The organism is Escherichia sp. MOD1-EC4550 (genome assembly GCF_963876935.1).
Taxonomy (GTDB): domain Bacteria; phylum Pseudomonadota; class Gammaproteobacteria; order Enterobacterales; family Enterobacteriaceae; genus Escherichia; species Escherichia coli_F.
This window is the reverse complement of sequence record NZ_CAWNSE010000012.1, coordinates 875,335-900,023: the sequence shown is the minus strand read 5'-3', so window position 1 is coordinate 900,023 and position 24,689 is coordinate 875,335. Positions and strand designations below refer to the sequence as shown.

General features: G+C 49.8%; 22 protein-coding genes and 1 pseudogene. 18 read left to right on the top strand and 5 right to left on the bottom strand.

Annotation, left to right across the window (positions count from 1 at the left end; translation table 11 throughout):
* Positions 1–63: 63 nt before the first annotated feature.
* A complete protein-coding gene (gene betI, locus AACU19_RS11480) occupies positions 64–651 on the bottom strand; it encodes a transcriptional regulator BetI (protein ID WP_001353423.1) in 588 nt (195 codons plus the stop codon).
* Between the two features lie 128 nt (positions 652–779).
* Here betI and betT point away from each other — a divergent pair, with 128 nt between their 5' ends.
* Both betT and pdeL read left to right on the top strand, forming a co-directional pair.
* The gene (gene betT, locus AACU19_RS11475) at positions 780–2,813 is read left to right on the top strand and encodes a choline BCCT transporter BetT (RefSeq protein ID WP_039021040.1); all 2,034 of its coding nucleotides are present in this window, start codon (positions 780–782) and stop codon (positions 2,811–2,813) included.
* 875 nt (positions 2,814–3,688) lie between these two features.
* Positions 3,689–4,777, top strand: coding sequence for a DNA-binding transcriptional activator/c-di-GMP phosphodiesterase PdeL (gene pdeL, locus AACU19_RS11470; protein WP_001305451.1), 1,089 nt, complete (start codon positions 3,689–3,691; stop codon positions 4,775–4,777).
* Between the two features lie 41 nt (positions 4,778–4,818).
* On the opposite strand, the gene AACU19_RS11465 is transcribed toward pdeL, so the two are convergent.
* Entirely contained in the window at positions 4,819–5,751 is a 933-nt protein-coding gene (locus AACU19_RS11465; protein ID WP_105278267.1) for a LysR substrate-binding domain-containing protein, read from the bottom strand.
* 91 nt (positions 5,752–5,842) lie between these two features.
* Positions 5,843–6,340 (bottom strand): DUF1097 domain-containing protein, encoded by a 498-nt coding sequence (locus AACU19_RS11460; protein WP_039021042.1) that lies wholly within the window; start codon positions 6,338–6,340, stop codon positions 5,843–5,845.
* Positions 6,341–6,598: 258 nt separating this feature from the next.
* On the opposite strand from AACU19_RS11460, the gene AACU19_RS11455 reads away from it, so the two are divergent.
* The 15 genes and pseudogenes from AACU19_RS11455 to AACU19_RS11390 all read left to right on the top strand — a co-directional run bounded on the left by AACU19_RS11455 (position 6,599) and on the right by AACU19_RS11390 (position 21,700).
* A complete protein-coding gene (locus tag AACU19_RS11455) occupies positions 6,599–7,204 on the top strand; it encodes an ankyrin repeat domain-containing protein (RefSeq protein WP_105278266.1) in 606 nt (201 codons plus the stop codon).
* A gap of 39 nt (positions 7,205–7,243) precedes the next feature.
* On the top strand, positions 7,244–8,107 hold the full coding sequence (locus AACU19_RS11450; protein ID WP_105278265.1) for a DUF2877 domain-containing protein: 864 nt from the start codon (positions 7,244–7,246) through the stop codon (positions 8,105–8,107).
* Positions 8,097–9,644: an acyl-CoA synthetase FdrA gene (gene fdrA, locus AACU19_RS11445; protein ID WP_105278264.1), complete on the top strand. Its 1,548-nt coding sequence runs from the start codon at positions 8,097–8,099 to the stop codon at positions 9,642–9,644. The genes AACU19_RS11450 and fdrA overlap by 11 nt, the downstream gene beginning before the upstream one ends.
* Positions 9,644–11,062: a YlbE family protein gene (locus AACU19_RS11440; protein WP_105278263.1), complete on the top strand. Its 1,419-nt coding sequence runs from the start codon at positions 9,644–9,646 to the stop codon at positions 11,060–11,062. Before fdrA ends, AACU19_RS11440 begins: the two co-directional genes overlap by 1 nt.
* A 95-nt stretch (positions 11,063–11,157) precedes the next feature.
* Positions 11,158–12,108, top strand: a complete 951-nt coding sequence (locus AACU19_RS11435) for a carbamate kinase family protein (protein ID WP_105278262.1) — start codon at positions 11,158–11,160, stop codon at positions 12,106–12,108.
* Between the two features lie 9 nt (positions 12,109–12,117).
* Positions 12,118–13,500, top strand: coding sequence for an amidohydrolase family protein (locus AACU19_RS11430; protein WP_105278261.1), 1,383 nt, complete (start codon positions 12,118–12,120; stop codon positions 13,498–13,500).
* Between the two features lie 295 nt (positions 13,501–13,795).
* A complete protein-coding gene (locus AACU19_RS11425; protein WP_123057629.1) occupies positions 13,796–14,206 on the top strand; it encodes an ASCH domain-containing protein in 411 nt (136 codons plus the stop codon).
* Between the two features lie 253 nt (positions 14,207–14,459).
* A complete protein-coding gene (locus AACU19_RS11420; protein ID WP_001042116.1) occupies positions 14,460–15,443 on the top strand; it encodes an autoinducer 2 ABC transporter substrate-binding protein in 984 nt (327 codons plus the stop codon).
* Between the two features lie 48 nt (positions 15,444–15,491).
* On the top strand, positions 15,492–16,976 hold the full coding sequence (locus AACU19_RS11415) for a sugar ABC transporter ATP-binding protein (protein ID WP_123057627.1): 1,485 nt from the start codon (positions 15,492–15,494) through the stop codon (positions 16,974–16,976).
* Positions 16,969–17,940 (top strand): ABC transporter permease, encoded by a 972-nt coding sequence (locus tag AACU19_RS11410; protein WP_000818891.1) that lies wholly within the window; start codon positions 16,969–16,971, stop codon positions 17,938–17,940. Before AACU19_RS11415 ends, AACU19_RS11410 begins: the two co-directional genes overlap by 8 nt.
* Positions 17,937–18,893, top strand: coding sequence for an ABC transporter permease (locus AACU19_RS11405; RefSeq protein WP_032302512.1), 957 nt, complete (start codon positions 17,937–17,939; stop codon positions 18,891–18,893). Before AACU19_RS11410 ends, AACU19_RS11405 begins: the two co-directional genes overlap by 4 nt.
* Before the next feature lie 86 nt (positions 18,894–18,979).
* On the top strand, positions 18,980–20,029 hold the full coding sequence (gene yahK / locus AACU19_RS11400) for an NADPH-dependent aldehyde reductase YahK (RefSeq protein WP_039021048.1): 1,050 nt from the start codon (positions 18,980–18,982) through the stop codon (positions 20,027–20,029).
* A 242-nt stretch (positions 20,030–20,271) separates the two neighbouring features.
* On the top strand, positions 20,272–21,087 hold the full coding sequence (locus tag AACU19_RS11395; RefSeq protein ID WP_105278259.1) for a hypothetical protein: 816 nt from the start codon (positions 20,272–20,274) through the stop codon (positions 21,085–21,087).
* Between the two features lie 220 nt (positions 21,088–21,307).
* On the top strand, positions 21,308–21,490 hold the full coding sequence (locus AACU19_RS23725; protein ID WP_437438054.1) for a hypothetical protein: 183 nt from the start codon (positions 21,308–21,310) through the stop codon (positions 21,488–21,490).
* Positions 21,460–21,700, top strand: a pseudogene (locus AACU19_RS11390) (hypothetical protein). Before AACU19_RS23725 ends, AACU19_RS11390 begins: the two are co-directional and overlap by 31 nt.
* A 16-nt stretch (positions 21,701–21,716) precedes the next feature.
* Here the strand turns inward: AACU19_RS11390 and AACU19_RS11385 are convergent.
* Positions 21,717–22,349 carry a LysE family transporter gene (locus AACU19_RS11385; protein ID WP_000371335.1) on the bottom strand — a complete coding sequence of 211 codons (633 nt, stop codon included), beginning with the start codon at positions 22,347–22,349 and terminating at the stop codon, positions 21,717–21,719.
* A 184-nt stretch (positions 22,350–22,533) separates the two neighbouring features.
* Here AACU19_RS11385 and yahO point away from each other — a divergent pair, with 184 nt between their 5' ends.
* Positions 22,534–22,809: a DUF1471 family periplasmic protein YahO gene (yahO, locus tag AACU19_RS11380; RefSeq protein ID WP_000691948.1), complete on the top strand. Its 276-nt coding sequence runs from the start codon at positions 22,534–22,536 to the stop codon at positions 22,807–22,809.
* A gap of 97 nt (positions 22,810–22,906) precedes the next feature.
* Here yahO and prpR read toward each other — a convergent pair whose 3' ends face one another.
* Positions 22,907–24,493, bottom strand: a complete 1,587-nt coding sequence (prpR, locus tag AACU19_RS11375; protein WP_105278258.1) for a propionate catabolism operon regulatory protein PrpR — start codon at positions 24,491–24,493, stop codon at positions 22,907–22,909.
* Positions 24,494–24,689 lie beyond the last annotated feature (196 nt).

Below are 24,689 nucleotides of genomic sequence, written 5' to 3'. Positions count from 1 at the left end.
GAGGTATAACCTCCATTTATATAAAGCTGTTGTTCTGCCATTCGGGACATCACGTCTCCTCGGTTAATCGGTGGGTAAATGCTGAGTGATAAAGTGGCGGGTGAGCGAGTGTGCGAGAGATTTATTCAGCGGTTTACCACTCAATGCCGCGCGCAGCCATAAACCGTCAATCAGCGCGGCCAGGCCATAACCTGCCTCCTGTGCCTCTTTGCGCGGTAACTCGCGGTGAAATTCGCTCACCAGATTCGACAACAATCGGCGGCTGCTCACCTGCTGCAAACGGTAAAGCATCGGCTGATGCATACTGCTGGCCCAAAACGCCAGCCAGGCTTTCATCGCAGCATTACTGACCTGAGTCTCATCGAAATTTCCGTCAACAATCGCCTGTAATCGCTGCTCAGGGCTGCCATCCGGTAGCGCGTGTAAGCGGTTCAAGACCGCGTCACGCAGCTGGCTGGTGATATCACGCATGGTTGCTTCCAGCAGACCATTTTTATCTTTGAAATAGTGGCTAATGATCCCGGTGGAAACGCCCGCCCGGCGGGCGATCTGCGCGATCGTCGCATCGTGCATACCTACTTCATTTATTGCTTCCAGCGTGGCGTCGATCAGTTGTCTGCGCCGGATCGACTGCATCCCCAATTTGGGCATTTTTGCCACTCCATTCATCAGCGTTGTTAATCTATTAAAGCCGTTATTGATTGGACGTTCAATATAAAATGTGTCTTAATTGTTACTAATTTGATTTTAAATGGTAACAATAACAGTGGGGATACTGGATGACAGACCTTTCGCACAGCAGGGAAAAGGACAAAATCAATCCGGTGGTGTTTTACACCTCCGCCGGACTGATTTTGTTGTTTTCCCTGACAACGATCCTGTTTCGCGACTTCTCAGCCCTGTGGATTGGCCGCACGCTGGACTGGGTTTCTAAAACCTTCGGTTGGTACTATCTGCTGGCGGCAACGCTCTATATTGTCTTTGTGGTCTGCATCGCTTGTTCGCGTTTTGGTTCGGTGAAGCTCGGGCCTGAACAATCCAAACCGGAATTCAGTCTACTGAGCTGGGCGGCGATGCTGTTCGCTGCCGGGATTGGTATTGATCTGATGTTCTTCTCCGTTGCTGAGCCGGTCACGCAGTATATGCAGCCGCCGGAAGGGGCAGGGCAGACGATGGAAGCGGCGCGTCAGGCGATGGTCTGGACGCTGTTTCACTACGGCTTAACCGGCTGGTCGATGTATGCGCTGATGGGCATGGCGCTCGGATACTTCAGCTATCGTTATAATTTGCCGCTCACGATCCGCTCGGCGCTGTATCCGATTTTCGGTAAACGGATCAACGGGCCGATTGGTCACTCGGTGGATATTGCAGCGGTGATCGGCACCATCTTCGGGATTGCCACCACGCTCGGCATTGGCGTGGTGCAGCTTAACTATGGCCTGAGCGTACTGTTTGATATCCCGGATTCAATGGCGGCGAAAGCGGCGCTGATCGCGCTGTCGGTAATCATCGCGACTATCTCGGTGACTTCCGGTGTCGACAAAGGCATTCGCGTATTGTCTGAACTCAATGTCGCACTGGCGCTGGGGTTGATCCTGTTCGTGCTGTTTATGGGCGACACCTCGTTCCTGCTTAATGCGCTGGTGCTGAACGTTGGCGATTACGTTAACCGCTTTATGGGCATGACGCTCAACAGTTTCGCCTTTGACCGCCCGGTTGAGTGGATGAATAACTGGACGCTCTTTTTCTGGGCATGGTGGGTAGCCTGGTCGCCGTTTGTCGGCCTGTTCCTGGCGCGTATCTCGCGTGGACGCACCATTCGCCAGTTCGTACTGGGGACGTTGATTATTCCGTTTACCTTCACGCTGTTATGGCTCTCGGTGTTCGGCAATAGCGCGTTGTATGAAATCATCCACGGCGGCGCGGCATTTGCCGAGGAAGCGATGGTCCATCCGGAGCGCGGCTTCTACAGCCTGCTGGCGCAATATCCGGCATTTACCTTTAGCGCCTCGGTTGCCACCATTACTGGCCTGCTGTTTTATGTGACCTCGGCGGACTCCGGCGCGCTGGTGCTGGGGAATTTCACCTCGCAGCTTAAAGATATCAACAGCGACGCCCCCGGCTGGCTGCGCGTCTTCTGGTCGGTGGCGATTGGTCTGCTGACGCTTGGCATGCTGATGACCAACGGGATATCCGCGCTGCAAAACACCACGGTAATCATGGGGCTGCCGTTCAGCTTTGTGATTTTCTTCGTGATGGCGGGATTGTATAAATCTCTGAAGGTAGAAGATTACCGCCGTGAAAGTGCCAACCGTGATACCGCACCGCGACCGCTGGGGCTTCAGGATCGCCTGAGCTGGAAAAAGCGTCTCTCGCGCCTGATGAACTACCCAGGAACGCGTTACACCAAACAGATGATGGAAACCGTCTGTTATCCGGCAATGGAAGAAGTGGCGCAGGAGCTGCGGTTGCGCGGCGCGTACGTGGAGCTAAAAAGCCTGCCGCCGGAAGAGGGACAACAGTTGGGGCATCTGGATTTGTTGGTGCATATGGGCGAAGAGCAAAACTTTGTCTATCAGATTTGGCCGCAGCAATATTCGGTGCCGGGCTTTACCTACCGCGCACGTAGCGGTAAATCGACCTACTACCGGCTGGAAACCTTCCTGTTAGAAGGCAGCCAGGGCAACGACCTGATGGACTACAGCAAAGAGCAGGTGATCACCGATATTCTCGATCAGTACGAGCGGCACCTTAACTTTATCCATCTCCATCGTGAAGCGCCGGGCCATAGCGTGATGTTCCCGGACGCGTGATTGTTATTGCATAAAACCGCGCCATGTCTGCATATGGCGCGGTTTCTCTTACCTCTTGATACGTTATATCTGTACAGTTAAGCCCTTAGTATCGATTGATGATTGCCAGGCAACAGATAATAAAAAAGAAAAGAACTATTGAAGCCCAAACACTACGTTTGGACTGTTGTGAATGTTCAATAAGCTTAGTCTTATTTAATGTAAATATTGGTGCTAATTTGAAATGACGCTTTATTCATGGGGAACGCGTAGCGCAAATCAACTAAAATCAATGTAACTGTTTGTTGTTTAAGGTTTAATTGTCTGTGTCTGATATTTTATTGATTGTTTTAAATATTGTTTTTATTGTCATTGTTATAATATTGGCTATCTATTGCTGAATGGATTCAGTCTTAAAAGGCAGGTTGTTAAGGGATTGGCATAGAGTAATGACGTGTATGCATAACCAACATCTTTACTCAATATGTCATTGAATGTTGACGCTATGTGTTTATGAGGTTGAGGTATTTTCAGTTGATCTGGATTGTTAAATTCATATAATGCGCCTTTACTCATGAATGGGCGTCAATACGTAGTGGGAAATTATAAATATCGAAATAGTCCAACTACTTCTTTATTACCAAAAATGAGTATCTGAATTTTAATATTGCATTCTTGCGTGATTATCTCCTGAGTTTGACTTGTGATTACCTTTTTAAGGTATTTAGCGTAACTGTTTTTGAGCGAGCATCAGAGGTAAAGATAATCTTCTTGATAGTGATGTGGGATGTTATACGTATGGCATCGCTAATGTTTATGGTTACCCCTTATGTGTGCTCAGGAATCCACAGGTAATCACTCATACTGAACAGCGATAAAAGATAAAAGGTGTGTTCATGAATTCATGTGATTTTCGTGTTTTTCTGCAAGAGTTCGGTACAACGGTTCATTTGTCATTGCCTGGTAGCGTATCCGAGAAAGAACGACTGCTACTCAAGCTGCTGATGCAGGGAATGTCTGTAACAGAAATATCACAGTACAGAAATCGCAGTGCAAAGACCATTTCACATCAAAAGAAACAGCTCTTTGAGAAACTGGGGATTCAGAGCGATATTACTTTCTGGAGGGATATTTTCTTTCAGTACAATCCGGAGATCATATCCGCCACGGGTAATAATAGTCACAAATATATTAATGATAATCACTATCACCATATCGTCACGCCTGAAGCCATCAGTCTGGCGTTGGAAAATCACGAATTCAAACCGTGGATCCAGCCCGTTTTCTGCGCGCAGACAGGGGTACTGACGGGCTGTGAAGTGCTTGTTCGCTGGGAACATCCGCAAACGGGAATTATCCCACCGGATCAGTTTATTCCTCTGGCGGAGTCATCCGGTCTTATTGTCATAATGACTCGCCAGCTGATGAAACAGACTGCGGATATTCTGATGCCAGTAAAACATTTGCTGCCGGATAATTTCCATATTGGAATCAACGTCTCGGCAGGATGTTTTTTGGCCGCAGGATTTGAAAAAGAGTGTCTGAACCTGGTCAAGAAATTAGGTAACGATAAAATCAAGCTGGTTCTTGAGCTAACGGAACGCAACCCCATTCCGGTAACGCCAGAAGCCAGAGCGATATTTGACAGCCTTCATCAGCACAACATTACCTTTGCGCTGGATGACTTTGGTACGGGTTATGCGACCTATCGTTATCTGCAGGCGTTTCCGGTCGATTTTATTAAAATTGACAAGTCGTTTGTGCAAATGGCGAGTGTTGACGAAATCTCCGGTCATATTGTGGACAATATTGTCGAACTGGCGCGTAAGCCTGGTCTGAGTATCGTGGCGGAAGGGGTAGAAACTCAGGAGCAGGCGGATTTAATGATCGGCAAAGGCGTTCACTTTTTGCAGGGCTATTTGTACTCTCCGCCAGTACCGGGTAATAAATTTATCTCTGAATGGGTAATGAAAGCAGGTGGTTGATGTAAACCGCTATTCACAGCGCATCGGGAGGTTGGCAGCGATTAATTCTCCCGATGCAGTAAATCCTGATAGATCCCCGTTAATATGCCATTTGGCGAAAATTGTTTTTTAATCCACTGCGTCACCTGACCGGTGGCAGAGTGCTGGGTCGCCAGTAACATGCGCGAATCCTGGCGCGGGTTATGGATTTGTCGGGTGACCAGCAGGGATTGCGCCATCGCCTCGCGGACCATGTAATCCGGCAAAAAACCAATCCCTTCACCTAAAATCTGGCACTGACATTTGGTGTTGAAATCCGGTACCAGAATTGACTCCTGCCCATGCAGCAACCAGCCCACTTTTTTATTAATCGTATGCGCGGTGTCTTCCACCATGATATTAGGATAGAGACGCAGTTGGCTTTCGGCGATGGGTTCCGGCACAAAGGCTAACGGGTGATCCGGGGCGATAGCAAAAGCCCAGCGAATTGTGCCAATTTCAGTGTAATCAATGCCGCCACCGTCCAGCAGCGTGTCGGGAGCGCCGATGGCGATATTTGCCTGATTATTAATAATCGCATCCCAGACGCCGTTATACACTTCGGTGGTGACGGTAATCTGGCAGGTTGGAAATTGCTTTTTCAGTACCTGTAATAAGCGTGCGGTGTGTTTGGGCGTATAAAGCAGCTGATTAATACAAATACGCACACGCGCTTCTATGCCCTGCGAAATAGTATCGATGCTGCGTTTGATGGCGTGAAAATCATTCAGCAGGTCGGTAGCTTTTCGGAAAAAATAACGCCCGGACTCGGTTAACTCAATGCTGCGGGTACTGCGAGTGAACAGCACCACATCCAGCCCTGTTTCCATTCGCTTGATGGTGTAGCTAATGGCGGAAGTGGTTAAACCCAACTCTTCTGCGGCTTTACTGAAGCTGCCAAAACGCGCAGCGGTAGTAAATGCCAACAGATTCTCTTCGGTAAAAATTGAGTTCATTAAACCATTCCCGCCATTATCTACTATGAATTTCTCCAGCTATGACTGTAGAGGTATCGGTTAAAGATAGATAATCATTTTTGAATAACTTTTAATACCCGTCGCGTTTAGTCGTCGCTTCGCTTAATTTTTGTCCGCCATATTCTGAAATTATCCCCACGCAGTTACCCGCCAGAAAACCCAGTAATGTCACCGTCCAGTTCATCCCGCTGGCAAAAAATAGCGTCATGCCGAGAAAGCCTCCGGGAATAAAAGACAGTAAACCGAAACGTCCTTGCCAGACCACCACCGCCGAGAAGGGTACAGTCATAATCACGCTCGCCCAGAAGCCGGAAATCCCACTCACCGAGGCCAGCCAACCGGCAGCCAGCGCGGCGAAAAACGCCCACACCATCCCGGAATAATTAACCGCCAGGCTTCTGATAAACCCCGATTTACCGCCGCCTGCGGCATAAAAACTGCAAAAGGCGACGAAGCCAATGGTTCCTAATAATTCCCATCCCTGAGAGAGCCCGACATGTGAAGACACTAACTGCCAAAGCCCTGCACAAATACCGACGGTGACACCCGTTGCCGTGAGTCCGTTCATCTTGTTCCCCTCTGGTTAGACATGGACGAAAGCTACTCTTACATGTGCAGACTATAGAGAAATAAAACCTGATTGAGTGAAAGGGTATCGGGTCAAAGAAACAAATATTGCACTACCGCACACTGCGAAAAGATTGTTGAACATCATTCAACAAAAAGGCGAAATACGGCGAATTAAATTTAAGCGGGTTCTTTTATCAGATTATCGTTGCTATTCTCAATTCATCGAAAAACAGCCACAAAAACCAGGGGAATGTGAATGACTATAAAAAATCTACCTGCCGACTATTTATTGGCTGCGCAACAGGGTGATATCGATAAAGTAAAAACCTGCCTTGCGCTGGGTGTCGATATTAATACCTGCGATCGTCAGGGGAAAACGGCAATTACGCTGGCAAGTTTATATCAGCAATATGCTTGCGTTCAGGCATTAATTGATGCCGGAGCGGATATTAATAAGCAAGATCAGATATGTTCAAATCCTTTTTTAATTAGCTGCCTGACCGGCGATTTAACCCTGTTACGAATTATTTTACCGGCTAAACCAGACCTTAATTGTGTAACCCGTTTCGGCGGTGTCGGCCTGACGCCTGCCTGTGAAAAAGGCCATTTAAGTATTGTGAAAGAGCTTTTGGCGCATACGGATATTAACGTTAACCAGACCAACCATGTTGGCTGGACCCCACTCCTGGAAGCGATTGTGCTTAACGATGGCGGGATTAAACAGCAGGCGATTGTCCAGTTATTGCTGGAACACGGTGCCAGCCCGCACATGACGGATAAATATGGCAAAACGCCGTTGGAACTGGCGCGGGAACGAGGCTTTGAAGAGATTGCGCAGTTACTGATTGCCGCAGGTGCATAAACCGGGAGGTTTGCTATCAACACACCAGAAAGACGGTGTGTGTGGGCGCTAACTGCGGATGCTGATTTTCTGGCGCAGCGGGGGCAAGGACAGGTTGAACAGGTCTTTGCCAGAGCGGTAAATATCGCACTTCCGGCCCGCCAGCAGTTGCTGACGCTGCTTTGTGAAGAGTACGACAATGCGCCAAACAGTTGTCGGTTGGCACTCACTCACTTTAATGGTCTGTTTCATCATGGTGATAAGGTTCAGTTTGATGATCAAGGGATTACGGTTGGTCAACATCTTCATATAGAGATGAGTCATTGCCAGCGTTGGCTGTCCCCAGCTTTGCAAATGACCGCTGAAAATTTTCACCTTATCGCCTGGCAACAGTGGCATGACATTATTCATCAGCACCTGGGGGAAAATGAAACCCTGTTTAATTATCGCGGCGATAATCCGTTTTATCAGGCGTTAAATAAAGAATTACATATTAAACGACGGGCAGTTATTCAGGCAGTAAACGATAAACAAAATATCGCCTCAGCGGTCGTCAGTATGATGGGGTTAGGGATTGGCCTTACGCCATCAGCCGACGATTATTTAACAGGTCTGGCGCTTATTTTATTTATTCCCGGGCATCCGGCGGAAAAATACAAAGAGGAATTTTATCTCGGTCTGCAACGCGGCAGAAATAATACCACGTTATTAAGTGCCATAACGCTGGAAGCCGCATTACAACAACGCTGCCGGGAAAATATTCATCGTTTTATTCATAACATTATTTATGACATACCTGGGAACGCAACTCAGGCAATAGAAAAAATTAAACATATTGGCTCCAGTTCCGGCTGCGACATGCTGTATGGCATGGCCGATGGTTGTGCGCTGAGCCAAACCTACGGAGGGAATTATGTCAGTTAAAATAGTCATTAAACCGAATACCTATTTTGATTCTGTCTCGCTGATGTCTATCTCCACGCGTGCAAATAAACTCGACGGCGTCGAGCAGGCATTTGTGGCGATGGCGACCGAAATGAACAAAGGCGTGCTGAAGAATTTAGGGCTGCTGACGCCGGAGCTGGAGCAGGCGAAAAACGGCGACCTTATGATTGTCATCAACGGCAAAGCGGGCGCAGACAACGAGCAGTTGCTGGTGGAGATTGAAGAACTGTTCAACAGCAAAGCGCAAAGCGGCTCGCACGAGGCGCGTTATGCCACTATTGCCAGCGCCAAAAAGCATATCCCGGAAAGTAACCTGGCAGTGATTTCGGTTAACGGTCTGTTTGCCGCTCGCGAAGCGCGTCAGGCGCTGCAAAACGATCTTAACGTGATGCTGTTTTCCGATAATGTCTCAGTTGAAGATGAACTGGCGCTCAAGCAACTGGCCCACGAAAAAGGGCTGCTGATGATGGGGCCAGACTGCGGCACGGCGATTATCAACGGCGCGGCGCTCTGCTTTGGTAACGCTGTGCGTCGCGGCAACATCGGTATTGTTGGCGCATCCGGCACCGGTAGCCAGGAACTGAGCGTCCGTATTCATGAATTTGGCGGCGGCGTTTCGCAACTGATTGGCACCGGCGGGCGCGACCTGAGCGAGAAAATCGGCGGCCTGATGATGCTCGACGCTATCGGGATGCTGGAAAACGATCCGCAAACTGAAATCATTGTACTTATCTCCAAACCGCCTGCGCCTGCGGTGGCCCGCAAAGTGCTGGAACGCGCACGTGCCTGCCGCAAGCCGGTGGTAGTCTGCTTCCTCGGTCGTGGCGAAACGCCAGTGGATGAGCAGGGGCTACAGTTTGCCCGCGGCAGTAAAGAGGCGGCATTGAAAGCGGTGATGCTCTCCGGCGTGAAACAGGAACATCTCGAGCTGCATACGCTGAACCAGCCGTTGATTGCTGACGTGCGCGCTCGCCTGCAACCGCAGCAGAAATACATTCGTGGCCTGTTCTGCGGCGGCACGCTGTGTGACGAAACCATGTTCGCGGTGATGGAAAAACACGGCGATGTCTACAGCAACATCCAGCCCGATCCTGAATTCCGCCTGCAAGATATCAACCGCAGCATCAAACACACCTTCCTCGACTTTGGTGATGACGACTTCACCAACGGCAAGCCGCATCCAATGATTGACCCCACCAATCGCATCAGTCGCTTGATCGAAGAAGCGCGCGATCCAGAAGTGGCGGTGATCGTGATGGATTTTGTGCTCGGATTTGGATCGCATGAAGATCCGGTCGGTTCCACCATCGAGGCGATCAAAGAGGCGAAAGCGATCGCCGCTGCCGAAGGACGCGAGTTGATCATTCTCGCCTATGTGCTGGGTACCGATCTTGATACGCCATCATTAGAACAACAAAGCCAGATGCTGCTTGATGCCGGAGTGATTCTGGCGAGCAGTAGCACCAATACTGGATTGCTGGCGCGTGAATTTATCTGCAAAGGGGAGGAAGCCTGATGAGCCAGTCACTGTTTAGCCAACCGTTGAACGTTATTAACGTCGGCATCGCCATGTTTAGCGATGACCTGAAAAAGCAGTATGTAGAAGTGACCCAACTCGACTGGACGCCGCCGGGGCAGGGCAATATGCAGGTGGTGCAGGCGCTGGACAACATTGCCGATTCACCGCTGGCAGACAAAATCGCCGCCGCTAACCAGCAGGCGCTGGAACGCATTATCCAGTCGCATCCGGTACTGATTGGCTTTGATCAGGCGATTAACGTGGTGCCAGGCATGACGGCGAAAACCATTCTTCACGCCGGGCCGCCGGTTACCTGGGAAAAAATGTGCGGCGCGATGAAAGGCGCGGTCACCGGGGCGCTGGTGTTCGAAGGGCTGGCGAAAGATCTTGACGAGGCGGCTGAACTGGCGGCTTCCGGGGAGATCACTTTCTCGCCGTGCCACGAACACGACTGTGTGGGATCGATGGCGGGCGTCACCTCTGCCTCGATGTTTATGCACATCGTGAAAAATAAAACCTACGGCAACATCGCTTATACCAACATGAGCGAGCAGATGGCGAAGATTTTGCGTATGGGCGCCAACGATCAGAGCGTGATTGACCGCCTCAACTGGATGCGCGATGTGCAGGGGCCAATGCTGCGTGACGCGATGAAAATTCTCGGTGAGATTGATCTGCGCTTGATGCTGGCGCAGGCGCTGCATATGGGCGATGAATGCCATAACCGCAATAACGCCGGGACGACGCTGCTGATTCAGGCGCTGACGCCGGGGATTATTCAGGCGGGTTATTCCGTCGAGCAACAGCGCGAAGTGTTTGAGTTTGTCGCCAGCAGCGATTACTTCTCCGGCCCGACGTGGATGGCAATGTGTAAAGCAGCGATGGATGCGGCGCACGGCATTGAATACAGCACCGTGGTGACCACCATGGCGCGTAACGGTGTCGAGTTCGGCCTGCGAGTCAGCGGCCTGCCGGGGCAGTGGTTTACCGGCCCGGCGCAACAGGTCATCGGCCCGATGTTTGCCGGTTATAAGCCGGAAGATTCGGGGCTGGATATTGGCGACAGCGCCATCACCGAAACCTACGGCATTGGTGGATTTGCTATGGCGACCGCGCCTGCAATCGTCGCGCTGGTGGGCGGTACGGTGGAAGAGGCTATCGATTTCTCCCGTCAGATGTGCGAAATCACTCTCGGCGAAAACCCCAACGTGACCATTCCGCTGCTCGGTTTTATGGGTGTGCCGACGGCAATCGACATCACCCGCGTGGGTAGCAGTGGCATTCTGCCGGTGATCAACACCGCCATTGCCCATAAAGATGCGGGCGTCGGCATGATTGGCGCGGGCATTGTGCATCCACCATTCGCCTGCTTCGAAAAAGCCATTCTTGGCTGGTGCGAACGTTACGGCGTCTGACCTGCAAAGTGCACTTTACGATCCCTTCTCCCTTCTGGGGAGAGGGGCAACCTCACTTTCATAACCTCATCACCCTCTGTAGCGGACATAACAATATGAAAGAGCTTGTGGTCGTTGCCATTGGTGGCAACAGCATTATCAAAGATAACGCCAGCCAGTCGATTGAGCATCAGGCGGAGGAGGTGAAAGCCGTCGCCGATACGGTGCTGGAAATGCTGGCTTCCGATTACGACATTGTGCTGACCCACGGCAACGGGCCGCAGGTCGGGCTGGATTTACGCCGTGCGGAGATTGCCCACGAGCGCGAAGGGCTGCCCTTAACGCCGCTGGCGAACTGTGTGGCGGATACGCAGGGCGGCATCGGCTACTTGATCCAACAGGCGCTGAATAACCGGCTGGCGCGTCACGGCGAGAAAAAAGCCGTCACCGTGGTGACTCAGGTGGAAGTGGATAAAAACGATCCGGGGTTTGCCCATCCCACCAAGCCCATTGGCGCATTCTTTAGTGACAGCCAGCGTGACGAATTACAAAAGACTAACCCTGACTGGCGTTTTGTTGAAGATGCCGGACGCGGCTATCGCCGCGTGGTCGCCTCGCCGGAACCGAAACGTATTGTCGAAGCACCTGCCATTAAGGCGCTGATCCAACAAGGCTTTGTGGTAATTGGCGCGGGCGGCGGTGGAATTCCGGTGGTGTGCAGTGAAGCGGGGGATTACCAAAGCGTGGACGCGGTTATCGACAAAGATCTCTCTACCGCGCTATTGGCCCGTGAAATTCACGCCGACATTCTGGTGATCACCACTGGCGTCGAAAAAGTGTGTATTCATTTTGGCAAACCGCAGCAGCAGGCGCTGGATCGGGTGGATATTGCCACCATGACGCGCTATATGCAGGAAGGGCATTTCCCGCCAGGCAGCATGTTGCCAAAAATCATCGCCAGCCTGACGTTCCTGGAACAGGGCGGTAAAGAAGTGATTATCACCACGCCGGAATGCCTGCCCGCGGCGCTGCGTGGCGAAACGGGCACCCATATTATTAAAACGTAAGGACGTAAGATGAAAGAAAACAATAGCCGTCGTGAGTTTTTGAGCCAGAGCGGTAAGATGGTCACCGCCGCCGCGCTGTTTGGTACCTCTGTGCCGCTCGCCCATGCGGTAGTCCCAGGCACCACCCACTGCGACGCGAACAACACCATGAAAATCACTGACCCGCATTACTATCTCGATAACGTGCTGCTGGAAACCGGTTTTGACTATGAAAATGGCATGGCGGTGCAGACCCGCACGGCGCGCCAGACCGTGGAGATTCAGGACGGTAAAATTGTTGCGCTACATGAGAACAAGCAGCATCCGGACGCCACGCTGCCGCACTATGACGCTGGCGGTAAGCTGATGCTGCCCACCACCCGCGACATGCATATTCATCTCGACAAAACCTTTTACGGCGGGCCGTGGCGCTCGCTCAATCGCCCGGCAGGCACCACCATCCAGGACATGATCAAACTCGAGCAGAAAATGCTGCCGGAGTTACAACCGTACACGCAGGAGCGGGCGGAAAAACTGATCGAACTATTGCAGTCGAAAGGCACCACCATTGCCCGTAGCCACTGCAATATCGAACCGGTTTCCGGCCTGAAAAATCTGCAAAATTTGCAGGCGGTGCTGGCGCGACGTCAGGCGGGCTTCGAGTGTGAAATCGTCGCCTTCCCGCAGCACGGTTTGCTGCTGTCGAAATCGGAACCCTTGATGCGTGAAGCAATGCAGGCAGGCGCGCATTACGTCGGCGGGCTGGACCCGACCAGTGTTGATGGCGCGATGGAAAAATCTCTCGACACCATGTTCCAGATTGCGCTGGACTACGACAAAGGCGTCGATATTCACCTGCACGAAACCACTCCGGCGGGCGTGGCGGCCATCAATTATATGGTTGAAACAGTGGAGAAAACGCCGCAGCTAAAAGGCAAGCTGACCATCAGCCACGCCTTTGCGCTGGCTACCCTCAACGAGCAACAGGTAGATGAACTGGCGAACCGGATGGCGGCGCAGCAAATCTCGATCGCCTCGACGGTACCGATTGGCACGCTGCATATGCCGCTTAGACAACTGCACGACAAAGGCGTAAAAGTAATGACTGGCACTGACAGCGTTATTGACCACTGGTCGCCTTACGGCTTGGGCGACATGCTGGAAAAAGCCAATCTGTACGCGCAGCTCTATATTCGCCCTAACGAACAGAACCTCTCCCGTTCGCTGTTTTTAGCCACTGGCGATGTATTGCCGCTCAACGAAAAAGGCGAGCGCGTCTGGCCCAAAGCGCAGGATGACGCCAGCTTTGTGCTGGTGGACGCCTCCTGTTCCGCCGAGGCGGTGGCGCGTATCTCGCCGAGAACCGCAACGTTCCATAAAGGGCAACTGGTGTGGGGGAGTGTGGCAGGTTGATACGAATTTGAAACGCCTGCAACGGTGAATAGTAAGAGATTTAAGCCCCAGGGAGTGGGGCGGGAATGGTTTGTTAATGAATGATCCTGAACTTTATAATCTCCCGGCATAATTTCCAGGGGATTATTTGAGAGAAATACACAAAAGTGAGTTTTAACAAAGGTATTTATCAAGCCATAAATGTGACCTGCTTCGGATAAAAAGATTAAACATAGAAAAACCAATGATCCTCTTGCTGATGGTTATCAACAGTAATTAAGATGTGATTTTTTTCCGTAATCGCGAAAATATTCTCATGACCATAAAAGAAAAAATCTCACAAAAATATCCCCATGCTTCCTTTTGTACTTTTGGCGATTCAGCAGCGTTGGCCGATCACCTCGCAACGTTGATTGCGACTGGTGTTAAAACAGCTTCCTGTGGTTCGCTGGCGGGATGTATTGAAGACAACGCATTTCCGATGATTGGTGAGTATAAGATTGTAGAAAATAGCCGTGGTGAGCCTGTATGTGTTATCAGAGTGATTGGCCTGCATTTACTGCGCTTTTCTGATGTCACCGAAGAGATTGCCCGCAAGGAAGGTGAAGGTGATCTTAGTCTTGAATATTGGCGCAATGAACACCGTCGTTTTTTCCAGGAAGAGGGAAGCTATTCACCCGAAATGGACGTTATTTTTGAAGAATATGCCCTCATTGACGTTGTGTAGATAACTCTCTATCCGCATGAAATAAACTCACAAACATAAAATATCGTTAATTGTGTTTGTTTTACTATTTTTTACGTGATGAATGTCACACTTATTGTTGCTGCCCATTTTGTCCATATTTATAACCAAATTTTTAATAGCTGCCTGAAATAGGGCTGTTTATTCTGCATAAAAATATTCAAAAATTCTTATTCTCTCCAGCGCGCTAATTTGGGCGAACACTTCCTGACTACCCTGCAATGAGGCTGAAATGATGAATAAACGTTTTGTTATCAATATGGTGTCTTCGCTGTTATTAGGCGCTGCGCTAATTTCCTCGCCGCTCCAGGCAGCGGAAAAAGTCGTGGTGAATATCTCTAAAGTCGATGGTATGCCGTGGTTTAATCGCATGGGCGAAGGTGTGGTCGAGGCGGGTAAAGCCTTTGGTGTTAATGCGTCACAGGTGGGGCCTTCAAGTACTGATGCTCCGCAACAGGTTAAAATCATTGAGGATTTAATCGCCCGTAAGGTTAATGCAATTACTATCGTACCAAACGATGCCAACGTGCTGGAACCGGTATTCAAAAAAGCGCGAGATGCCGGAATTGTGGTTCTGACCAACGAATCCCCCGGTCAGCCAAGTGCTAACTGGGATATCGAAATCATTGATAACGAAAAATTTGCCGCTGAATATGTTGAACATATGGCGAAACGCATGGGTGGCAAGGGCGGCTATGTGATTTACGTGGGTAGTTTGACCGTGCCGCAGCATAACTTATGGGCTGACTTGCTGGTGAAATACCAGAAAGAGCATTACCCGGATATGCATGAAGTTACCCGCCGCATGCCGGTTGCCGAGAGTGTGGATGACTCACGTCGTACCACACTGGACCTGATGAAAACCTATCCTGACTTGAAAGCGGTTGTCTCCTTTGGTTCAAACGGTCCGATTGGCGCGGGACGTGCGGTGAAAGAGAAACGGGCGAAAAATAAAGTCGCAGTCTATGGCATGATGATCCCTTCACAGGCGGCATCACTGATTAAAAGTGGTGATATCACCGAAGGGATTACTTACGATCCGGCCTCTGCAGGTTACGCACTCGCGGCCGTCGCCAGCACGTTGCTGAAGGGTGAAGAGATCAAACCTGGATTAGAAATGGAGAATCTCGGTAAGGCCGACGTAGATATGGATAAGCGAATTATCCGTTTCCATAAGGTATTACTGGTCAACAAAGACAATATTGACTCACTTTATTAATCCATTTCTTCGGGGCGAAAGCCCCGATTCTTATTGCCAGGGGATGCTATGGAAACCTTCCTTTCCCTTCGTCATATCAACAAAACGTTTCATGCCACGCGAGCGCTGCGCGATGTTTCTCTCGACTTTATGTCGGGTGAGGTGCACTGCCTTGCCGGGCAAAACGGCTGTGGTAAATCGACGTTGATTAAAATTATGTCCGGTGTTTATCGCCCGGATGAGGGGGCGGAAATTACGCTTGGTGGGAAAAACTGGTCAAAGCTGACACCCGCCGCTTCGGTGGCGCAGGGGATTCAGGTGATTTATCAGGACCTCTCTTTATTTCCTAACCTGAGTGTCTGGGAGAATATCGCCGTGAATCACTATCACCACGGTCTGTTTGTTAACCGACGTCGTCTGCGTGAGGTGGCGCAGGCGGCAATGACCAGTATTAACGTCACATTGCCACTGGATACGCTCGTTTCTGAGCTTTCAATTGCCCGCTGTCAGCTGGTGGCAATTTGCCGTGCACTGGCGCAGGACGCACGGTTGATCGTGATGGATGAACCAACCGCTTCGCTGACCCATCAGGAAGTGCAAGGGTTATTACAGGTGGTGCATCAATTGCGGGAACGCGGGATCTGCGTGGTCTTCGTCAGTCATCGTCTGGAAGAGGTGATGGAAGTTTCCGACCGTATTTCAGTGTTGAAAGATGGTGAGCTGGTCGGGACCTTTCCGGCTGCAGAGATGACCACAAAACAACTCGGTTTCCTGATGACCGGCCAGGAGTTTGAATATCAGGTGCGAGAGTTGTGGCAGGGAAAATCCAGCAACCCAGTGCTGGAGGTGCGTAATTTAAGTCGTCATGGGGAATATCAAAATATTAACTTGCGGGTGGAAGCGGGCGAAGTGGTGTCGATTGTTGGCCTGCTTGGTGCGGGGCGCACGGAATTATGTCTGAGTCTGTTTGGTATGACCCGACCGGATGCTGGTGAGATCCTCATCAACGGTCAGCCGGTTACACTGCATAGTAACCAGGACGCCATCCGCCACGGTATTGGTTATGTTTCGGAAGATCGCATGTCGCGCGGTTTGGTGATGGCGCAATCTATTGAAGACAACATCATTAGCACTGTTTTTCACAAGGTAAAAGATCGCTTCGGCTTTCTGAGTGAAGCTAAAGTGCGTGACCTGGTGGACAGGCTAATTAAGGCATTGACCATCAAAGTCTCTGACCCACATCTCCCGGTGAATACGCTTTCCGGGGGTAACGCGCAGCGAGTATCGATCGCCAAATGGCTGGCGATTGGGCCACGACTGTTGATTCTCGATAGCCCGACTGTCGGTGTTGATATCGCCAACAAAGCAGGAATATACGGCATTATCAGCGATCTGGCGGCTCATGGCATTGCGGTATTGATGATCTGCGATGAAATTGAAGAAGCGTGGTATCAAAGCCACCGGATTTTGGTAATGCAAAAAGGTCAGATCACCCATAGCTTCCTGCCTGACAGCAGTTCTCAGGCCAGGATTGCGGAGGTGGTAAATGGCTGAACTGAAAAAACGCCATGAATTCTGGCTGGCATTACTGATTGTGGGGCTGTTTGTCGGCCTTGCCTGGCGCAGCGACGAGTTTCTGACATTCGGTAATTTGTACGATCTCGCCAATAACTATGCCATGTTGACTATTCTCGCCTGTGGTTTGTTTGTGGTGTTAATTTCCGGTGGAATTGATATTTCGTTTCCAGCAATGACCATCATTGCGCAATACGGCATGGTGCTGTTGCTACAAAAAATGGGTGGCAACTTTGCTGTCGCGTTTGCCCTGGCGGGCGGCATCGGCATTTTACTTGGCTTAATAAACGCCTTACTGGTTAATCGCCTACGGGTGCCTTCTATCATCATCACCATTTCGACGCTGAATATTTTCTATGGCCTGCTGTTATGGTTGAGTAAAGGTGTGTGGCTGTACGACTTTCCGCCGTGGTTTGAGCAGGGGGTAATGTTGTTCAAGTACACCGATGTTGACGGCTATGACTATGGCCTTGGTCTGCCGCTGATCGCCATGATTACGGTGGTGCTGCTGACAGCGTTTATCATGAATTTCACCAGTGTAGGGCGCAAAATTTATGCCCTTGGCGGGAACCGTGAATCAGCCAGTCGCATCGGCTTTAGCGTGCTGAAACTGCAACTTTTCGTTTACGGCTATATGGGATTGATGTCTGGTGCTGCGGGTGTAGTGCAGTCGTGGACGGTGATGACTGTCGCCCCCGATTCTCTTCTGGGTTATGAGCTGACAGTACTGGCTGCGGTGGTGCTTGGCGGCACTAGTTTGCTCGGCGGGCGCGGCACGTTAACCGGTACTTTGCTCGGCGTGGTGTTGTTGGCAGTGATGCAAAACGGGCTAAATTTATTGGGAGTCTCGTCTTACTGGCAAACATTGATCACAGGCATCATCATCGTTGCCAGCATTAGCGCCACGGCGTGGAGTCAGCATCAGAACCGGAGTCTGCTATGAAAAAATCGTGGCGTAATAACGTTGAGTTTTATTTGATCGGCCTGCTGGTGCTAACTGTTGCCGCGTTCAGCATTACTATGCCGGAGATTTTCTGGTCGATAAGTAACTTCCAGTCTGTCGCTTCGCAAATGCCCGTGCTGGGCATTCTGGCGTTGGCTATGGCGGTGACCATGCTTTGTGGCGGCATTAACTTGTCAATTATTGCTACCGCTAACGCCTGTTCACTGGTGATGGCGTGGGTGGCGACTCAGTATCCGCCGGGTATTACTACGGTTGTCGCTACGCTGCTGGCGGGCGCTGGTGCGGCGGTGATAATTGGTTTATGTAATGGCGTATTGATTGCCGGTATTCGAGTGTCGCCAATTCTTGCAACGCTTGGGATGATGACGTTGCTCAAAGGGGTAAATATTCTGGTGACAGGCGGTAGCGCCATTGCCAATTATCCCTCATGGGTGCTGTGGTTGAATCATGCACAGTGGTTCGGTATTCCGCTACCGATGTGGTTGTTTACCGCAGTGGCGCTGGGGCTGTGGATATTGCTCGAGAAAACGCCGCTCGGTAAATCCATTTATCTGATTGGTTCTAACGAACGAGCAACACTTTACTCCGGTATTAACACGCGTCGGGTGCTGATATGGGTGTATGTCATTTCCGCCTTGCTTTGTGCGGTAGCGGCATTTTTGATGATGTCGAAACTCAACTCGGCTAAGGCCTCTTATGGCGAATCGTACTTGCTGGTGTCAATCCTCGCGGCAGTACTCGGCGGGGTTAATCCGGACGGCGGCAGCGGGAGGATAATTGGTATGGTGCTGGCGCTGTTTCTTCTGCAAATTATTGAAAGCGGCTTCAATATTCTCGGGATAAGCCCCTACCTGACGATGGCCTTATGGGGAACGTTGCTGCTCTGTTTCATTCAGGCTCGCGGCATGTTGGGGCTGGATCGGGTGGTTTAAATATTGGCTATATTCAATGGACGCGTTTTGCTGCGATGGCATTTCAGTCATCGCCAAATACATATAGCTAATCAGGAGTAAACACAATGAAGATCAAAGCTGTTGGTGCATATTCCGCTAAACAACCGCTGGAACCGATGGATATTACCCGGCGTGAACCGGGACCGCATGATGTCAAAATTGAAATCGCTTACTGTGGCGTGTGCCATTCCGATATCCACCAGGTCCGTTCCGAGTGGGCGGGGACGGTTTATCCCTGCGTGCCGGGCCATGAAATTGTAGGGCGCGTGGTAGCCGTTGGTGATCAGGTAGAAAAATATGCGCCGGGCGATCTGGTCGGTGTCGGCTGCATTGTCGACAGTTGTAAACATTGCGAAGAGTGTGAAGACGGGCTGGAAAACTACTGTGATCACATGACCGGCACCTATAACTCGCCGACGCCGGACGAACCGGGCCATACGCTGGGCGGCTACTCACAACAGATTGTCGTTCACGAGCGATATGTTCTGCGTATTCGTCACCCGCAAGCGCAACTGGCGGCGGTGGCGCCTTTATTGTGTGCAGGGATCACCACGTACTCGCCGCTGCGTCACTGGCAGGCCGGGCCGGGTAAAAAAGTGGGCGTGGTTGGCATTGGCGGTCTGGGGCATATGGGGATAAAGCTGGCCCACGCGATGGGGGCGCATGTGGTGGCATTTACCACGTCTGAGTCAAAACGCGAAGCGGCAAAAGCCCTTGGGGCCGATGAAGTTGTTAACTCGCGCAATGCCGATGAGATGGCGGCTCATGTGAAGAGTTTCGATTTCATTTTGAATACCGTAGCTGCGCCACATAATCTCGATGATTTTACCACCTTGCTGAAGCGCGATGGCACCATGACCCTGGTTGGTGCGCCTGCGACACCGCATAAATCGCCGGAAGTTTTCAACCTGATCATGAAACGCCGTGCGATAGCCGGTTCTATGATTGGCGGCATTCCAGAAACACAGGAGATGCTCGATTTTTGCGCCGAACATGGCATCGTGGCTGATATAGAGATGATTCGGGCCGATCAAATTAATGAAGCCTATGAGCGAATGCTACGTGGTGATGTGAAATATCGTTTTGTTATCGATAATCGCACACTAACAGACTGAAAAAAATAATAAATGCTCTATGATTTAACATATTAATTTCGCCCTCCACTTAACTTTTTAGTTAAGAAGGGCGAAATACTATCAAAGTAGCAGTAAAATCTATAACGTAAATTCAAATTGTTAAATTAATTCCCTCCAGTACACAATGCTGCATATATTAGTTATGAGCGATTTCTGATAGTGCCTGGTTTAATCAGGGCTTTATTATCTGCGACGTTTATTTTTATTTAAGAGAGATCGCAATGATACCATTAAAAGCGCCGCACAATAATTTGTTGCTATATACGAAACAAAGCGTACACAATACGTTTAAAAACAATCAGTTACCTGAAGATATCAGAAGTACACTGGTTTCTTGTGTCGATATATTCAAGGTTTTGATTAAACAATACTATGATTATCCTTATGATTGTCGTGATGATTTAGTCGATGATGATAAACTCATTTATCTCATGGCTGCCGTACGAGATTGCGAGTGGGCAGCCGACAATGCGCTTACCATAAATGTGCAGTTTAATGATTTCCCTGGAGTTTATGACTGGGTGGATTACCCTGATTACCCGATTAAGTTTGTTTTTCGGATACTTGAAAATCAAAAAGGGACCGTTTGGGTATATGATCAGGATGACGTGTTTCTTGATATTAAAGAGAATATCCATGCCGGACGCTTCACCGGACTTAAGAAATTAGTGCAGTTTATCGATTCAGTACGAACAGATTGCAAATGCATTCTTCTTGAGCACCATATGCCTTTGTTGAGACTTTTCCGCGAAGGGAACGAATGTGAGCATGTAGAAAAATGGCTTCGCGAAATGTCGCGCATTCCGGATGCAGACGCACCTATTAAGCAGGCGCTTGCGTATGAATTATTATTGCACTTAAAAAATATTTACCCTGTTTTTCCTGAATCGCTAGTGATGTTATTGCTCTCCGTTCTGAACGTGAAAACATACAGAGATGATGCACGATTAAATCAATGGGTATCTAATAGAGTGCAGGAATTAGGTGACAAATATTATCCTGTAAATAAGCACGTTAAAATACGCTACACTCTTTAGTTTAGAAACTTTTCCATCTCCAATTTGTTATTCCATCAGAGAGTGAATCGCAAAGCGGGTAATCATTTCATCTGCTTATCTCTACGTCAAATGGCATTTACCCTCCTTTTTCGCCGATATTTTGTTGTGATCGGCGTCATGTTGCTTAAAAAGTGAACTTGTGCGAGTGTTTTATGAATGTGTTGGTTGACATTCATATGAAAAAAATCATAATTCCATCATGTTTGTGTGGGGTCTTTTCTGTATCTTACGCATCGCACTCAAGCCTGACAGAAAATATGCTGTAAGGCTCATATCAAAAACCGCCATTAGCTCATCAGGAAGAGCAGACGACAACCAGGATTGTTGTATGGTACGGGGTTCGAGGCCTCGATGGCGGTCCAATTTTTCAAAACTCTTCTGAATCAGATCCTCTTATTATCATCCTTGCAGAGTGGATGGAGCATTGCCAGCTACTCACTGAAGCAGACAAATGAAAAAAGCCCACACAGGGGAGAGTGGGCTGAAATGGGAAGCTAAAGACTCAAGTAAACTTATCGGAAATAAGGACCACGCATTACGGGGGGTATCATCGCCGATGAGCGGGATTCGGCAAATCAGGTTGATTACGTAGAGAGTAAATTATCTGCTCACCGCTGCGTTACTCCTTCGTAAATCAGGCGTAGCGCGAATACACCAATAATTGCACCAATAACCCGACTGGCAACGCGTTGCATACGCCCATAAGCACGACGCACAGCGGGCAAAGAAAACGCCTGACTAAGAAAGACTCGCCAGATAATTGATGCGAACACAATTCCCGCCCAGGCCATTAAACGTGCCCAAGTTGGTGTTTCAGCATTTAACGTTACTGAGAAAATACTGATAAAAAATAAAACGGTCTGTGGATTAGAGAGATCGGTAATTAATCCACGGCGAAAAAAGACATACCAGGGGGCGCTAATCGGTTGTTGTAGTGTGCTTATTTGCGGTGTTGACTGGCGGCGCATGCTGCACCACGCAAACCATAAGAGATAAGCGCCGCCGACGATTCTAATAAGCGAAAAAATCTCCTCACACTGCGTAATGAGTGTCGCAAGACCATACAAACCCAACCCGGAATAAAACGCATCGCCCAGTGCCACGCCCAACCCGGTCAGCACTCCTGCGCGTCGACCGGAAGCCAGGCTGGTTTGCACCACCACAAAAAGATTGGCTCCCGGATTAAAAAAAGTCATCACGAACAGTCCTACGGTCAGGTAAACGGCGTGCAAGGGATCCATGTGATTTCATCCATAAATAAGTGAAGTAACTTCATCATATTTCTACAAAAAGTAATCGGATGCGAGAGAGATCACAAAGTGTCTTATTTCCGGTTACTGGCGTTTATGCCCTGACTGAACTAATTATTAATCAGCCCAATAATATGGGTGGGTGATAGTTTGATAACAACTCTGGAGCCGTAATATGAAAATAATCTCTAAAATGTTAATCGGTGCGTTAGCGTTTGCCGTTACCAACGTTTATGCCGCAGAATTAATGACCAAAGCAGAATTTGAAAAAGTTGCATCGCAATATGAAAAAATAGGTGATATTTCAACCAGTAATGAAATGTCGACTGCAGATGCGAAAGAAGATCTGATCAAAAAAGCGGATGAAAAAGGGGCAGATGTGTTGGTGCTGACCTCTGGTCAAACTGACAATAAGATCCACGGCACGGCAAATATTTATAAGAAGAAATAATTCTGCACCCCATGTAAACATGCCCGATGCGTAAGTTTATCGGTGATCATCTATTGAAATTTATGCCGGATAAGGCGTTCGCGCTGGATTCGGCATTTCAATTTTTCAGCCGCCGCCAGAATGTCGTTCGGCTGATACCTAAATATTTCGCCGCGGCTGTTTTATCGCCATTAAATTTCTCCAGTGCCTGTTGTGGCGTCAGTAAGCATGGACCGGGAGTTTCCGCCGACTCGCGCGCCAGTTCCGGCAGTAGCAACTGCAAAAATTGCGGCGTTAAATCCGGCGTCGGTTCCACACTTAAAAATAGCGCCAGTCGTTCCATCATATTGCGCAGTTCACGAATATTTCCCGGCCAGTTGTAGCGCAACAGCACAGTTTCACTTGCCTGTAATCCCTGACGTAACACGGAAGAAAACGGCGCAGTAAGTGCCGCCAGTGACACTTTCAAAAAGCTTTCCGCCAGCGGCAGAATATCCATCACCCGCTCGCGTAGCGGCGGCAATTGCAGACGCAAAATACTCAGTCGATAAAACAGATCACGGCGAAAACGCCCTTGCTGCATATCCTCTTCGAGATTGCAGTGAGTGGCGCTAATAACCCGCACATCCACCGGAACAGGCTGATGCCCGCCGACGCGGGTGACCTCTTTTTCTTCCAGCACCCGTAACAGGCGAGTCTGCAAAGGTAGCGGCATTTCGCCAATCTCATCCAGAAACAGCGAGCCACCGTGGGCGATTTCAAACAGCCCGGCGCGTCCTCCGCGTCGCGAGCCGGTAAACGCTCCTTCCTCATAGCCAAACAGCTCCGCTTCCAGCAGAGATTCAGCAATCGCCCCGCAGTTGACGGCAACAAAAGGATGCGACTTTTTGCCCTGTCGCGCATCGTGGCGGGCAAAATATTCCCGATGAATCGCCTGGGCCGCCAGTTCTTTGCCCGTCCCCGTTTCCCCTTCAATCAACACCGCCGCACTGGAGCGGGCATACAGCAAAATAGTCTGCCGTACCTGTTCCATCTGTGGTGATTGACCGAGCATATCGCCCAGCACGTAACGAGTACGCAGGGCGTTGCGGGTGGCATCGTGAGTATTATGGCGTAACGACATGCGCGTCATATCCAGCGCATCGCTAAATGCCTGGCGCACGGTGGCGGCAGAATAGATAAAAATTCCGGTCATTCCGGCTTCTTCCGCCAGATCGGTAATCAGCCCCGCGCCGACCACCGCTTCGGTGCCGTTGGCTTTTAGCTCGTTAATCTGCCCGCGTGCGTCTTCTTCGGTAATGTAGCTACGTTGGTCGAGGCGCAAATTAAAGGTTTTTTGAAACGCTACCAGTGCCGGAATGGTTTCCTGATAGGTGACAACGCCGATAGAAGAGGTGAGTTTTCCGGCTTTTGCTAGTGCCTGTAACACATCATAGCCACTCGGTTTTATCAGAATCACCGGTACCGACAGGCGGCTTTTCAGGTACGCGCCGTTAGAGCCAGCGGCAATGATGGCGTCGCAGCGTTCGCTGGCCAGTTTTTTGCGGATGTAGGCCACCGCTTTTTCAAAGCCAAGCTGGATAGGGGTAATGTTTGCCAGGTGATCAAACTCGAGACTGATATCGCGAAATAGCTCGAACAGCCGCGTTACAGATACCGTCCAGATAACCGGTTTGTCGTCATTCAGCCGTGGTGGATGTGCCATAGCGCACCGCAAAGTTAAGAAACCGAATATTGGGTTTAGTCTTGTTTCATAATTGTTGCAATGAAACGCAGAGAAACATTGCCTGAAACGTTAACTGAAACGCATATTTGCGGATTACTTCATGATTTTATCTCTAACAAATTGAAATTAAACATTTAATTTTATTCAGGCAATTGTGGCATACCCCTTGCTTTGT